The 14,474-nt window shown below is 64.7% G+C and carries 10 protein-coding genes; 7 read left to right on the forward strand and 3 right to left on the reverse strand.

Annotated elements, in window-relative coordinates:
- The first annotated feature begins 262 nt into the window (after nucleotides 1–262).
- From peaA to AB1N67_RS11395, 5 genes are all read left to right on the forward strand, one after another.
- Nucleotides 263–1,828, forward strand: coding sequence for a quinohemoprotein amine dehydrogenase subunit alpha (gene peaA / locus AB1N67_RS11375; RefSeq protein WP_043214467.1), 1,566 nt, complete (start codon nucleotides 263–265; stop codon nucleotides 1,826–1,828).
- 58 nt (nucleotides 1,829–1,886) lie between these two features.
- Nucleotides 1,887–3,317: a quinohemoprotein amine dehydrogenase maturation protein gene (gene peaB / locus AB1N67_RS11380; RefSeq protein WP_367863819.1), complete on the forward strand. Its 1,431-nt coding sequence runs from the start codon at nucleotides 1,887–1,889 to the stop codon at nucleotides 3,315–3,317.
- A gap of 1 nt (nucleotide 3,318) precedes the next feature.
- Entirely contained in the window at nucleotides 3,319–3,642 is a 324-nt protein-coding gene (gene qhpC / locus AB1N67_RS11385) for a quinohemoprotein amine dehydrogenase subunit gamma (RefSeq protein WP_043214471.1), read from the forward strand.
- Between the two features lie 32 nt (nucleotides 3,643–3,674).
- On the forward strand, nucleotides 3,675–4,796 hold the full coding sequence (gene peaD / locus AB1N67_RS11390) for a quinohemoprotein amine dehydrogenase subunit beta (protein WP_090342651.1): 1,122 nt from the start codon (nucleotides 3,675–3,677) through the stop codon (nucleotides 4,794–4,796).
- Nucleotides 4,797–4,871: 75 nt separating this feature from the next.
- Nucleotides 4,872–6,542: a fatty acid CoA ligase family protein gene (locus tag AB1N67_RS11395; protein WP_367863820.1), complete on the forward strand. Its 1,671-nt coding sequence runs from the start codon at nucleotides 4,872–4,874 to the stop codon at nucleotides 6,540–6,542.
- Between the two features lie 778 nt (nucleotides 6,543–7,320).
- Here the strand turns inward: AB1N67_RS11395 and mobA are convergent.
- From mobA to AB1N67_RS11410, 3 genes are all read right to left on the reverse strand, one after another.
- Entirely contained in the window at nucleotides 7,321–7,896 is a 576-nt protein-coding gene (gene mobA, locus AB1N67_RS11400; protein ID WP_043215940.1) for a molybdenum cofactor guanylyltransferase MobA, read from the reverse strand.
- Nucleotides 7,897–7,957: 61 nt separating this feature from the next.
- Complete coding sequence (locus tag AB1N67_RS11405) at nucleotides 7,958–11,080, reverse strand: multidrug efflux RND transporter permease subunit (RefSeq protein ID WP_367863821.1); 3,123 nt, start codon at nucleotides 11,078–11,080, stop codon at nucleotides 7,958–7,960.
- A gap of 11 nt (nucleotides 11,081–11,091) precedes the next feature.
- Nucleotides 11,092–12,267 carry an efflux RND transporter periplasmic adaptor subunit gene (locus AB1N67_RS11410; protein ID WP_090342658.1) on the reverse strand — a complete coding sequence of 392 codons (1,176 nt, stop codon included), beginning with the start codon at nucleotides 12,265–12,267 and terminating at the stop codon, nucleotides 11,092–11,094.
- Nucleotides 12,268–12,437: 170 nt separating this feature from the next.
- Here AB1N67_RS11410 and AB1N67_RS11415 point away from each other — a divergent pair, with 170 nt between their 5' ends.
- On the forward strand, nucleotides 12,438–13,139 hold the full coding sequence (locus tag AB1N67_RS11415; protein WP_043213365.1) for a response regulator transcription factor: 702 nt from the start codon (nucleotides 12,438–12,440) through the stop codon (nucleotides 13,137–13,139).
- Nucleotides 13,140–13,145: 6 nt separating this feature from the next.
- Nucleotides 13,146–14,444 carry an ATP-binding protein gene (locus AB1N67_RS11420; RefSeq protein WP_043213362.1) on the forward strand — a complete coding sequence of 433 codons (1,299 nt, stop codon included), beginning with the start codon at nucleotides 13,146–13,148 and terminating at the stop codon, nucleotides 14,442–14,444.
- The last annotated feature ends 30 nt before the right edge of the window (nucleotides 14,445–14,474 follow it).

Raw genomic sequence — 14,474 nt, forward strand, 5'->3', positions numbered from 1 at the left:
GGGCCGGGTCGGGTGCTTCGCGGGTTTGGCGCCGCGAAGCGCCCGATGCCGGAGCTGTGTCTCACACTGAAACAGTCTGTCGCGAAATGGGACGTTCCGGTTTGCCGGTGGCTAGATGAAATCCTCGGAGAAAAGCCCCCAATCTATTGAAAACAAAGGTTTTTGCGCAGGCTGGCACACTTTCTGTATCAGCCCTCGTCACATGCACCAGCGGTATCAGAGCGTGCGATAACGATAAGAACAACACCGTGGAGGTCTGACCTTGAAGACGACTCGACTCCGGCGGCATGCGGGCAAACTGGCGCTGGTCGCCGCCGCACTGCTGAGCACCCAGGCCATGGCGGCCGAGCAGGGCCCGAGCCTGTTGCAATCGAAGTGCATGGGGTGCCACATCCCCGAAGGTAACGACAGTTACAGCCGCATCAGTCACCAGCGCAAGACCCCCGAAGGCTGGCTGATGAGCATTGCGCGCATGCAGGTGATGCATGGGCTGCAGATCAGCGACGATGACCGTCGCACCCTGGTCAAGTACCTGGCGGACAAGCAAGGCCTGGCACCCAGCGAGACCGAAGGCGTGCGTTACGCTATGGAGCGCCGGCTCAATACCGTCGAGCATTTCGACGACCAGACCAGCCAGATGTGCGGCCGTTGCCACTCCGGTGCCCGCGTCGCCTTGCAGCGTCGCCCGGCCCAGGAATGGGAACACCTGGTCAACTTCCACCTCGGCCAGTGGCCGTCCCTCGAATACCAGGCCCAGGCCCGCGACCGCGACTGGCTGGACATCGCGCTCAAGCAGATGGTCCCGGACCTGGCCAAGCGTTACCCCCTCGACAACCCGGCCTGGACCCAATGGCTCAAGAACCGGCCCAAGGCCGATGCCTTGCCGGGCCAGTGGGCCTTCAGCGGGCACATGCTGGCCAAGGGCGATGTGCGCGGTGTGATGAGCGTGACTGCCGACAAGGACGACACCTTCAAGGTCGAGGTCAAGGGCACCTACGCCGACGGCACGCCGTTCAACGGCAGCGGCTCGGCGATTCTCTACAACGGCTATGAGTGGCGCGGCACTGTGAAGGTCGGCGACAGCAACCTGCGTCAGGTGTTCGCCGCACTCGATGGCGAGATGAAAGGCCGCATGTTCGAGGCCGAGCACGACGAGCGTGGCCTGGACTTCAGCGCGGTGAAGGAGGGCAAGGCACGCCTGCTGGCGGTGCAGCCAGCGTTCATCAAGGCGGGCAGCGAAAGCGAGATCACCCTGGTCGGCAGCGGCCTGTCCGGCAAGCCGGCATTGGGCGCCGGGGTCGAGGTGACCGAGGTGCTGGAGTCCACGCCGACGCAGGTACGGGTCAAGGCACGCGCTGCGGCCGATGCCGCGCCGGGTCAGCGCGAGGTGGCCATTGGCGCGCTCAAGGGCGTGAATCTGGCGGTGTACGACAAGGTCGAGGAGGTCAAGGTGGTCCCGGCCTTCTCCATCGCCCGTATCGGTGAGAACGGCGGCTCCACGCCCAAGGTCCAGGGCCGCTTCGAGGCCGAAGCCTGGGGCAAGGACGCCAGTGGCCAGCCACTGCGTATCGGCTACCTGCCGGCCAAGTGGAAGGTCGAGCCGTACAACGAGCGCGCCGTGGAAGACGAGGACGTGAAGTTCGCAGGCCAGATGCAACCTGACGGCATCTTCATGCCGGCCGGTGCCGGCCCCAACCCCGAGCGCAAGATGATGACCAACAATGCCGGCAACCTGAAGGTCATCGCCGAACTCGAAGACGGCGGCCAGAAGGGCGAAGGCCACATGATCGTCACCGTGCAGCGCTGGAACAACCCACCCTTGCCATGACGGCCGGTTGTCGCGCGTGCCATCCAAGAACGGGCTGAAGAATCATCGAGAGGTCGCCATGGGCGCACTATTGAACCTGGTCGAACGCAACCTGCACGAGGTGCGGGTGGATGCCGACCGCATGCTCTTTCATATCCCCAGCAGTTCGCTGTTCGCCGCCGACGCGGTGACCGGCGACATCATCGACACCCTGCGCCAACAGGGCTGCTCGGCCGAGGAGCTGGTACAACGCCTGGGCCAGCGCTTCGCCGGCCAGGACATCGAAGACACGCTGCGCGAGCTGATCGCTCTTGAGCTGGTCAGCGACGGCTCGCCACTGACGCCGGAGATCGCCCTGCGCAAGGTCGAGCGCACGGCGCTCAACACTGTGGTGCTCAACGTCAATACCGGCTGCAACCTCAGCTGCACCTACTGCTACAAGGAAGACCTGGACAAACCCTCGGCCGGCAAGAAGATGAGCGCCGCCACCGCCGAGGCCTCGGTGGAGATGCTGCTCAAGGAATCGCCCGACGAGCAGCGCTACAGCGTGGTGTTCTTCGGCGGCGAGCCGCTGTCCAACCGGCCGCTGATCGAGCACATGGTCGCCTACTGCGAGCGGCGTTTCGCCGAGGCGGGCAAGCAGGTCGAGTTCATCATGACCACCAACGCCACGCTGCTGACCGAAGAGATTGTCGACTGGCTCAACGCCCATCGTTTTGGCCTCTCGGTGAGCATCGACGGACCCAAGACCGTGCACGACCGCAACCGCATCACCGTGGGCGGGCAGGGCACCTATGACGTGGTGCGGCGCAAGGTCGACATGCTGCTGTCGCGCTACCACAGCCGGCCGGTGGGTGCGCGGGTGACCCTGACCCGTGGCATCACCGATGTGGAGACCATCTGGAACCACCTGTTCAACGAGCTGGGGTTCGCCGAAGTCGGTTTCGCCCCGGTCACCTCAGGCGACATGGCCAGCTTCAACCTGACCGGCGAGGAGCTGGTGCAAGTCTTCGCCAACATGAAAGCCCTTGGGCAGCGCTACCTGGAGGCGGCACTGGAGCATCGCAACATCGGTTTTTCCAACCTGCATCAGCTGATCACCGATATCCACGAGGGCCACAAGAAGGCCCTGCCGTGCGGTGCCGGGCTGAAAATGCTGGCCGTGGACCACGAAGGCGAGCTCAACCTCTGCCATCGCTTCACCGGCTCCAGCCTGCCCACCTTCGGCAATGTGCACCAAGGCGTGAAGCAGGCGCAGCTCAATGATTTTCTGTCCCAGCGACTGGACCGCAGCGGCACCGGTTGCGACAGCTGCCGTATCCGCAACCTGTGCTCCGGTGGCTGCTACCACGAAAGCTATGCGCGCTATGGCGACCCCACCCACCCGACCTATCACTACTGCGAACTGATGCGCGACTGGGTGGACTTCGGCATCGAGGTCTACAGCCGCATCATGGCCGCCAATCCGGCCTTCATCGATCGCTACATCACTCCGCGGAAGGCGCACTGACATGAAGCACTTGAAGCCCCTGAACAACAAGGCCCGCATCCTTGAGCAGGCCGCCGCCGAAGACCGTGTGGAAGAGGTCGTGGCTATGAGCGCGGTAGCAGGCTGCACCGCCACCACCGACCCGGGCTGGGAAGTGGACGCCTTTGGCGGCGTCAGCTCCCTCTGCCAGCCGATGGAGGCGGACCTGTATGGCTGCTCCGACCCGTGCTGGTGGCCTGCCCAGGTGCCGGACATGATGAGCACCTACCAGGACTGGAACGCCCAGGCCACCAACTCGATGGAAGACTGGCGCAACCTGGGCACCGTATTCCCGAAAGACAAGTGACCGGCCAGACAAGAACAACAAGGGGAAACCGCATGAAACCTGGATTCTGCGCACAGCTCGCGCTCACCGCCGCCGTCTGTGCCGGCGCCTGGACGGCCCAGGCGGCCGACACCGGACCCGCCCTCAAGGCCGGCCACGAATACCTGATCGCCACCAACTACCCGAACAACCTGCACGTGGTGGACGTGGCCAGCGACACGCTCTACAAGACCTGCCGCATGCCCGACGCCTTCGGACCCGGCACGGCGATGATGGCGCCGGACAAGCGCACCGCCTACGTGCTGAACAACCATTTCGGCGACATCTACGGCATCGACCTGGACACCTGTGGCACCACCTTCCATGCCAACCTGTCCAATGTGCCGGGGGAAGTGGGGCGTTCGATGTTCTCCTTCGCCATCAGCCCCGACGGCAAGGAAGTGTATGCCACGGTCAACCCGACCCAGCGTTTGAACGATCACTACGTGGTCAAGCCGCCGCGCCTCGAGGTGTTCCGCACTGCCGATGGGCTCAATGCCAAGCCGGTTCGCCACTTCCCCATGCCGCGCCAGGTCTACCTGATGCGCGCCGGGGACGACGGCAGCCTGTACGTGGCCGGGGCGGACATCTACAAGATGGACGTGAACACCGGCAAGTACGAAGTGGCCTTGCCCCTGCGCAACTGGAACCGCCCAGGCTATAGCGCGCCGGACGTGCTGTACTTCTGGCCGCACCAGACTGGCCGTCACGAATTCTCGATGCTCTACACCGTGGCCAAGTTCAAGGACGCCAAGCAGGACCCGAACGAGGCCGCGCTGCTGTATGGCTACCTGAGCGTGGACCTGAAAACCGGCAAGACCCACACCCAGGAGTTCGCCGACCTCACCGAGCTGTACTTCACCGGCCTGCGCTCGCCCAAGGACCCCAACCAGATGTACGGCGTGCTCAATCGCCTGGCCCGCTATGACATCAAGGAGCGCAAGCTGATCCAGGCTGCGAATTTGGACCACACTTACTATTGCGTAGCGTTCGACCGCGCTGGCAGCAAGCTGTACCTGGCCGGGACCTTCAACGACATCGCGGTGTTCGACCCGCAGACGATGAAGAAGGTGAAGAACATCAAGCTGCCCGGCGGAGACATGGCGATCACTACCACCCAGGTGTTCGTCCGCTAGGTCGGTGTGGGCTTCTTCGCGGGTTTACCCGCGAGGAGGCCGATCGGTAAACGCCAGAACAACAAGAGAACCCCCATGCCTGAGCCAAGCTACTCCCAGGGCAGCCCGGACAAGGCCTTGCTCACTCACTGTATCGGCGATGCCTTCGACGCCACCGTCGCGCGCTTCCCTGATCGCGACGCCCTGATCGTCCGTCACCAAGGGCTGCGCTACACCTGGCGCGAGCTGGCCGAGGCCGTCGACCGCCATGCTCGTGCATTGATGGCCCTGGGTGTACAGGCCGGCGATCGTCTGGGCATCTGGGCACCGAACTGCGCCCAGTGGTGCATCACCCAGTTCGCCAGCGCCAAAGTCGGGGCTATCCTGGTCAACATCAATCCGGCGTATCGCAGCAGCGAACTGGACTATGCGCTGGGGCAGGCTGGTTGCCGCTGGGTGATCTGCGCAGGTGCCTTCAAGACCTCCGACTACCACGCCATGCTGCTGAGCCTGGTGCCGGGGCTGCAGGGCAGCCGCCCAGGTGAGCTGCACTGCGAACGCTTGCCTGAGTTGCGCGGGGTCATCAGCCTGGCCAAGGAACCGCCGGCGGGCTTTCTCGCCTGGGATGATTTGCAGGCACGTGCCGATGAGGTCAGCGCACAAGCGTTGGCCGAGCGCCAGGCGCAGTTGCAGCCAAACGATCCGATCAACATCCAGTACACCTCGGGCACCACCGGTTTTCCCAAAGGGGCGACCCTGAGCCACCAGAACATTCTCAATAACGGCTACATGGTCGGCGAAAGCCTGGGCCTGACCGAGCACGACCGCCTGGTGGTGCCGGTGCCGCTGTATCACTGTTTCGGCATGGTCATGGCCAACCTGGGCTGCCTTACCCACGGTAGCACCCTGATCTACCCCAACGACGCCTTCGACCCGCTGGCCACCCTGCGCGCGGTGGCCGAGGAACATGCCACCGCGCTCTATGGGGTGCCGACGATGTTCATCGCCGAGCTCGATCATCCTCAGCGCGGTGAATTCGACCTCTCCAGCCTGCGCACCGGCATCATGGCGGGCGCCACCTGCCCGATCGAGGTGATGCGCCGGGTGATCGACGAGATGCACATGGCCGAGGTACAGATCGCCTACGGCATGACCGAGACCAGCCCGGTGTCGCTGCAGACCGGCCCGGACGATGAGCTGGACCTGCGCGTGACCACGGTGGGCCGTACCCAGCCTCGGCTGGAAAACAAGATCATCGACGCCGAAGGTGCCACAGTGCCCCGAGGGCAGATCGGCGAGTTGTGCACCCGCGGCTACAGCGTGATGCTCGGTTACTGGAACAACCCCAAGGCCACCGCCGAGAGCATCGACGCCGAGGGCTGGATGCACACCGGTGACCTGGCGGTAATGGACGAGCATGGGTATGTGCGCATCGTCGGGCGTAGCAAGGACATGATCATTCGTGGCGGCGAAAACATTTATCCGCGCGAGTTGGAGGAGTTCTTCTTCACCCATCCGGCGGTAGCCGATGTGCAGGTGATCGGTATTCCGTGTAGCAAGTATGGCGAGGAGATCGTGGCCTGGATTCGCTTGCATCCTGGGCATGTCGCCAGCGAAGAGGAACTGCGCGAGTGGGCCAAGGCTCGCATCGCGCACTTCAAGGTGCCGCGTTACTTCCGCTTCGTGGAGGAGTTTCCGATGACGGTGACGGGGAAGGTGCAGAAGTTTCGGATGCGGGAGATCAGTATCGAGGCGTTGAAAGGGTAGGTTTGGGCTTTTTTTGGTTGTGTCCATTTTTTTGTGGTGGCACGGCTGACGCTTTCCGCCTTTACGGCGGGTTACTTTGGTCTTGGCCAAAGTAACCAAAGCCGTTGGCTCCCCCATACGGCCCCTGCGCTGCGCTCCGGGGTTCCCTGCGCTCCGGTGCCTTGCGGGGCTTCGCGGCCTCCGGCTTGCTGCGCAAGCCTCCATCTCGCGACTTCGGCTGCGCCGAAGGGCGCTGCGCGCCAACCCCTCCAGACACCTCCACTTGGCTTTCTGAGGTCGCGATTGGTGGTGCCTGGGCTGGCGTGTAGCACGTATTGCGTACGGTCGGGGATGGCGTCTGTTTTTGGGAGGAGACGGGGGCAGAAGTTTCGCAGGCGTTGAGAGGGGGGAGGTTGGTTTTTTGGGGTTTTGGTTGTATCCATTGTTTTGGTGGTGGCGCCACTGGCGCTTTCCGCCTTTACGGCGGGTTACTTTGGTCTTGGCCAAAGTAACCAAAGCCGTTGGCTCCCCCATACGGCCCCTGCGCTGCGCTCCGGGGTTCCCTGCGCTCCGGTGCCTTGCGGGGCTTCGCGGCCTCCGGCTTGCTGCGCAAGCCTCCATCTCGCGACTTCGGCTGCGCCGAAGGGCGCTGCGCGCCAACCCCTCCAGACACCTCCACTTGGCCTTCTGAGGTCGCGATTGGTGGTGTCTGGGCTGGCGTGTAGTAAGTATCCGTACGGTCGGGGATGGCGCCTGGGGGTACTGGCCAAGCCTGCTATGGGCCGCGCAGCGGCCTTGGTCACTGTTCGAGCCACTGGGGGCTGTTGAAGTTGCTCAGCCGACTATCTGTCTCGGTACATTCCAGCCCTTGCACGGACGTGCGCAACAGGGCCTTCTGCAAGCTCCGTTCGCCAGTGCTCCAGGCCTGTTCCAGCAGCGGCAATACCTTGCGTGGCAACACACTGAACATCGGCTGCCAGAACCCACCTTGGCGCACCATGGCCGGGCTGTCGTGCTCGACTGCCAGGCGCAGCAGGTCGGTGACCAACGCTTGATCCAGGCGTGGGGCATCGCACGCCAGCACCACCACCCAGTCATGCCGTGCTGCCGCGAGCCCGGCGATCACGCCGGCCAGCGGGCCGGGGAAGTCCGCCTCGGCGTCGGACACCAACTGATCGGCATAGGCCCGGTATGCCTCGTGGTTGCGGTTGCACGAGATCACCACATCGTCACTCAGCGGCCGTACCACCCGCTGCACATGGGCCACCAGCGGCTCGCCGTGCCAGGGCACCAGGCCTTTGTCGCGGCCGCCCATGCGCTGGCCGCGGCCGCCGGCAAGAATGAGAACGGAACAAGGGGGCAGGGGAGCAGACATGAAAAAGGGTTCCAGGCAGTCATTGCCCGGAACCCTCCCATGTCACGCAGGTGTTGTCCAGTCAGGCTTCGTGGGGCTGCGCCTGGCTGTCCTTGGCCTGGCGTCGCCCGGCCAGGCGCATCACCACCACGAAGAACACCGGCACGAACACCACCGCCAGGGTGGCGCTGAGCATGCCGCCGATCACGCCGGTGCCGATGGCTTGTTGGCTCGCCGAACTTGCGCCTGTGGCGATGGCCAGGGGCACCACGCCGAGGATGAACGCCAGCGAGGTCATCACGATTGGCCGCAAGCGCAGACGCGCGGCCTGCACCGCGGCGCTGACCGGGTCTTGGCCCTGGTCCACCAGGCTTTTGGCGAACTCGATGATCAGGATGGCGTTCTTCGCCGACAGGCCGATCAGGGTGATCAGGCCGACCTTGAAGAACACATCGTTGGGCATGCCGCGCAAGGTCACCGCCAGCACGGCGCCGAGCACGCCCAGCGGGACCACCAGCAACACTGCGGTGGGGATCGACCAGCTCTCGTACAGCGCCGCCAGGCACAGGAACACCACCAGCAGCGACAACGCCATCAGCAGCGGCGCCTGGCTGCCGGACAACCGCTCCTGCAGCGATAGGCCCGTCCACTCAAGGCCTGCGCCGGCCGGCAACTGGTCGACCAGGCGCTGGATTTCGGTCATGGCCTCGCCGGAGCTGTAGCCAGCGGCGGGCTCACCGGAGATGGACACCGCCGGGTAGCCGTTGTAGCGGGTCAACTGCACCGGGCCACTGACCCACTTGGCCTGCACGAACGCCCCCAGAGGCACCATCTTGCCGCTGCTGTTGCGCACGTGAATCTTGAGCAGATCTTCCACCTGACTGCGTTGATCGCCTTCGGCCTGCACCACCACCCGCTGCATGCGGCCCTGGTTGGGGAAGTCGTTGACGTAGTTCGAGCCCACGGCCGTGTCGAGCACCGCGCCGATGTCGGCGAACGACACGCCCAAGGCGTTGGCCTGGCGCCGGTCGATCTCCAGCTGGACCTGCGGGCTCTCGGCCAGCGAGGCTTCGCGCACGTTGGTCAGCACTTTGCTCTTGCGGGCCTCGTCCAGCAATTGGTCTCGGGCTGCCATCAACGCCTCGTGGCCCATGCCGCCGCGGTCCTGCAAGCGGAACTCGAAGCCGGTGGACTCACCCAGCCCGTCGATGGGTGGAGGCAGCACGGAATACGCCACCGCGTCCTTGAGCTGGGCAAAGGCCTCGGTTGCGCGGTCGGCGATCGATTGGGCGCTGTCCTTGGCACCGCGCTCGGACCAGTCCTTGAGCGTGGTGAATGCCAGTGCGGCGTTCTGCCCGCTGCCCGAGAAGCTGAAGCCCAGGATCAGCGTGGTGTTGCCCACGCCAGGCTCGCCGGCGTTGTGTGCCTCGATCTGCGCGGCCACCTGCTCGGTACGCATGCGACTGGCACCTGGCGGCAACTGGATGTCGGTGATGGTGTAGCCCTGGTCCTCGGTGGGCAGGAAGGCGCTCGGCAGTTGGCTGAAGCCATAGCCGAGCACCGCCAGCAGTACGCCGTAGACCAACAGGTAGCGGCCGCTGCGCTTGAGGGCATGCACCACCCAGTGTTGATAGCCTTCGCTCATGCGTTCGAAGCGACGGTTGAACCAGCCGAAGAAGCCCTTGCGCTCGTGGTGCTCGCCTTTGGCCAAGGGCTTGAGCAGGGTCGCGCACAGGGCCGGGGTCAGGCTCAGGGCCAGGAACGCCGAGAACAGGATCGATACCGCCATCGACACCGAGAACTGCTGGTAGATCACCCCCACCGAGCCCTTCATGAAGGCCATCGGCAGGAACACCGCCACCAGCACCAGGGTGATGCCGACGATGGCGCCGCTGATCTGGCCCATGGCCTTGCGCGTGGCCTGCTTGGGCGAGAGGCCTTCCTCGGCCATGATCCGTTCGACGTTCTCCACCACCACGATGGCATCGTCCACCAGAATGCCGATGGCCAGGACCATGCCGAACAACGTCAGCACGTTCACCGAAAAGCCCATTGCGAGCATCGTGGCGAAGGTTCCCATCAGCGCCACGGGCACCACCAAGGTCGGAATCAGCGTGTAGCGGATGTTCTGCAGGAACAGGAACATCACCAGAAACACCAGCAGCATGGCCTCGAACAGGGTGCTGATCACTTGCTGGATCGACACCTTGACGAAGGGTGAGGTGTCGTAGGGGATGTCATAGCGCACGCCCTCGGGGAAGTAACGTGCCAGCTCTTCCATCTTGGCCCGCACCAGGGTCGCGGTCTCCATGGCGTTGGCGCCCGGTGAGAGCTGGACGCTGAAGGCGGTGGACGGTTTGCCGTTGAGGCGTGTGCCGTACTGGTATTCCTGGGCGCCGATCTCCACCCGGGCGACATCGCCGATGGTCACCGTGGAGCCGTCGGGGTTGGCGCGCAGGACGATGGCGGCAAATTCCTCGGGTGTGCCCAACTGGCCCTTGACCACCACGTTGGCGGTGATTTCCTGAGTGCCGCGCCCCGGCAGATCGCCGATGCTGCCGGGGGCGACCTGGGCGTTCTGCGCGGCAATGGCGTCGGCCACGTCATTGGGCGTGAGGTTGAAACCGATCAGCTTCTGCGGGTCGATCCAGATCCGCATGGCTCGCTCCGAGCCATACAGCTGGGCCTTGCCCACGCCCTTGAGGCGGCGGATCTCGTTCATCACGTTGCGCGCGAGGATATCGGAGAGGGCGGTCTCATCGAGGCTGCCGTCCTCGGAAGTGAGGGTGGCCAGCAGCAAAAAGCCCGTGGAGACCTTCTCCACTTGCAGGCCCTGCTGCGTCACCGGGCGTGGCAGGCGTGACTCGACCACCTTAAGGCGGTTCTGCACGTCCACCTGGGCCAGGTCCGGGTGGGTGCCCGGCTCGAAGGTGGCAGTGATGGTGGCGCTACCCAGGCTGCTCTGGGACTCGAAGTACAACAGGTTGTCGGCGCCGTTGAGCTCCTGCTCGATCAGGCTGACCACGCTTTCGTCCATGGTCGCCGCCGAGGCGCCCGGGTAGACCGCGTAGATCTCCACCTGTGGCGGCGCCACGTTGGGGTATTGGGCCACCGGCAACTGGGGCAGGGCCAGGGCGCCGGCAAGCAGGATGAACAGCGCGACCACCCAGGCGAACACCGGGCGGTCGATGAAGAACTGCGGCATGAATCAGGCCCTCACTGGCCAGTGTGCTGAACGATGGGCAGGGCATCTGGGGCAGTGTCGACCTGGACCTGGTCGCCTGCCTTGACGTGTTGCAGGCCTTCGATCACCACGCGCTCGCCTGCGGCCAGCCCCTGGGTGACGATCCAGCGATCGCCCTGGGCGTTGCCCAGTACCACCTGGCGTTCGCTGATGCGCGCCTGCTCATCGACCACCAGCACCTTGGGCACACCGGCGCTGTCGCGCAGGATCGCGCGCTGCGGCACGCTGATGCCCTTCGGTTGCACGGCCTGGTCCAGGCGCACGCGCACATAGCTACCCGGCAGCAGGTCGAGGTCCGGGTTGGGGAACTCGCTGCGCAGGGTGATCTGGTTGGTACTCGGGTCGACGCTGATGTCTGAGAACAGCAGCTTGCCCGGCAGCGGATAGGCCGTGCCGTCGTCCTGGATCAAGGTCGCCCTGGCCTGGCCTTCGCCGACCTGCTGCAACTCGCCGGCGCGCATGGCCCGGCGAAGGGTGTTGAGCTCGCGGGTCGACTGGGTGACGTCGGCGTGGATCGGGTCCAACTGCTGGATGGTCGCCAGCGGTGTGGTTTCGTTCTGGCCCACCAATGCGCCCTCGGTGACCAGGGCCCTGCCGATGCGTCCGGAAATCGGCGCGGTGACCGTGGCGTAGCCTAGGTTCAGGCGGGCACGTTCCAGGGCTGCCTTGGCCTCGGCCACGACAGCGCCGGCCTGGAGGAAGGCGGCGCGGGCATTGTCGTACTCCTGGCGGCTGACTGCCTTGTCGTCCACCAGCTCGCGGTAACGCTGCTCTTGCAGGCGCGCCTGGTACAGGTTGGCCTCGGCTTTGGCCAGGGTGGCGCGGGCGGCGTCGTGGTCGGCCTTGAACGGCGCAGGATCGATCAAGAACAGGACATCGCCCTGTTTGACGTCGCTGCCTTCGCGGTACACGCGCTTGAGCACCACGCCGCTGACCCGTGCGCGGACCTCGGCGGTGCGCGGCGCGAGGATGCGACCGCTGAGCTCAGTGCTGATGGCCAGGGGCTGAACCTGCACGGTTTCGACCCGGACCTGGGGCGGGGGTGTCTGTGCGTCCTGCTCGGCGGCGTCGTCGCAGCCGGCCAACGACAGGGTCAGCAGCGCCAGAAGCGCCAGGGGGCGCAGACGAAAAGGGAAAGAAATTGACATGCGGATCTTCCGAAAATGACCGAGCCTATGCTAAGGCAGCCGCTCCTGCGTTGGCTGTGAAGCTATGTAGGGCGAATGTGAAAAAGTGTAAGAATTCTCATTGACGGCCATGGGATTCTATATCCTGCAGCGCGTCAATCCTCTTCATTCACCCGTTCTTCTCACCGCCTATGCCGAATATTCTCCTGGTCGAAGACGACAGTGCCTTGTCCGAACTGATCGCCAGCTACTTGCAACGAAACGATTTTCACGTCCGGGTGATTGCCCGAGGCGACCACGTGCTGGAAGAGTTCCGCCGGCAAAAGCCCGATCTGGTGGTGCTTGACCTGATGTTGCCGGGTCTGGATGGCCTGCAGGTATGCCGCTTGCTGCGTCAGGAGTCGCAATCCCTGCCGATCCTCATGCTCACTGCCCGCGACGACAGCCACGACCAGGTGTTGGGGCTGGAGATGGGCGCCGACGATTACGTCACCAAGCCGTGTGAGCCACGCGTGCTGCTGGCACGGGTACGCACTTTGCTGCGTCGCAGCACGGTCAACGAACCTCGCCTGGACAGTGACCTGATCCAGGTCGGGGGCTTGCGCATCGACCTGGCCGAGCGTGTCGTCACCTGGCGCGGCGACGAGGTGGAGCTGTCCAGCAGCGAGTACAACCTGTTGGTGGTGCTGGCCCGCAATGCCGGCGAGGTGCTCAGCCGCGACCGCATTCTCCAGCAATTGCGCGGCATCGAGTTCAACGGCACCGACCGCTCGGTGGACGTGGCCATCTCCAAGCTGCGGCGCAAGTTCGATGACCACGCCGGTGAGGCGCGCAAGATCAAGACTGTGTGGGGCAAGGGTTATCTGTTCAGCCGGGTCGAGTGGGAGTACTGACACGCCATGCTGAAGATTCTGGTGCGCCTGTATCTGGTGATCATCGCCGCCTATGCCGGCGCCCTGCTGTTCATCCCCGACACCATCGTCGGCCTGTTCCATGACCGCTTCATGGCCTACAACCTGGAGCAGGCCAAGGGCGTGCAATCGCTGCTGGTGCGCCAGTTCCAGCAAACCCCGCGCGAGCAGTGGCCGCAGGTGGAGCGGCAATTGGCGCAGAGCTTCGCGCCACTGGAAATCAAATTGCTGCGCATGGACCAGGCCGAACTGACGGCGCCGGAGCGCGCGCGCCTGACGCAAGGCCAGAACGTGGTGCGTATCGCCGACTGGGGCTACTACGACACCGCCCTGGCGCCGTTGGACCAGGACTGGCTGGTGAGCCTGTACACCCCACCGGACCCGTTGGACATCAACCTGTTGTCCTGGGGAGTCACGGTGCTGATCGGCGCCGCCATGCTCGGTTGCCTGCTGCTGTGGGTGTGGCCGCACTGGCGTGATCTGGAACGCCTGAAGGAAACCGCCCGGCGTCTGGGCCAGGGGCAGATGGCCGAAAGGACACATATTTCACCGCGCTCGAACATCGGCGAGCTGGCCGGGGTATTCGACACCATGGCCAGCGACCTGGAGCGGCATGTCAATCAGCAGCGCGAGCTGCTCAATGCGGTGTCCCACGAGTTGCGCACACCGCTGACTCGGCTGGATTTCGGCCTGGTGCTGTTGTTCGATGAGGTGCCACCACCATGCCGCAAGCGCCTGCTGGAACTGGTCGGGCACGTGCGTGAACTCGATGAGCTGGTGCTGGAGCTGCTGTCCTACAGCCGCCTGCAGAATGCCGACCAGGCCCGCGAGCGGGTCGAGGTGTCATTGCTGGAGCTGGTCGACAGCGTGCTCGGCGGGTTCGCCGAAGAGCTCGACGGGCGGGGCATTCAGTGGGAAGTGCGGGCCGAGACCCGGTTGCCGCGTTTCGTGCTCGACCCCCGTCTGACCGCGCGCGCCGTGCAGAACCTCGTGCGCAATGCCATGCGCTATTGCGACGAGAGCCTGCTGCTGCGCCTGCGCGCGGAAGAAGACGGCGCGTGCCTGGTGACCGTGGAAGACGACGGCATCGGCATTCCTCCCGAGGAACGCGAGCGGATCTTCCAGCCGTTCTACCGGCTGGACCGTAGCCGGGACCGCAGTACCGGTGGTTTCGGGCTGGGGCTTGCCATCAGCCGGCGGGCCATCGAGGGGCAGGGCGGGACACTGACCGTGGCCCAGTCGGCGCTTGGTGGTGCGCAGTTCAGGATTCGTCTGCCGGCAGGTTAGAGAACGGCCAGGTTGGTCTGACACCAAGGT

Origin of the sequence: Pseudomonas guariconensis, assembly GCF_040822035.1 — a bacterium.
Classification (GTDB): domain Bacteria; phylum Pseudomonadota; class Gammaproteobacteria; order Pseudomonadales; family Pseudomonadaceae; genus Aquipseudomonas; species Aquipseudomonas guariconensis.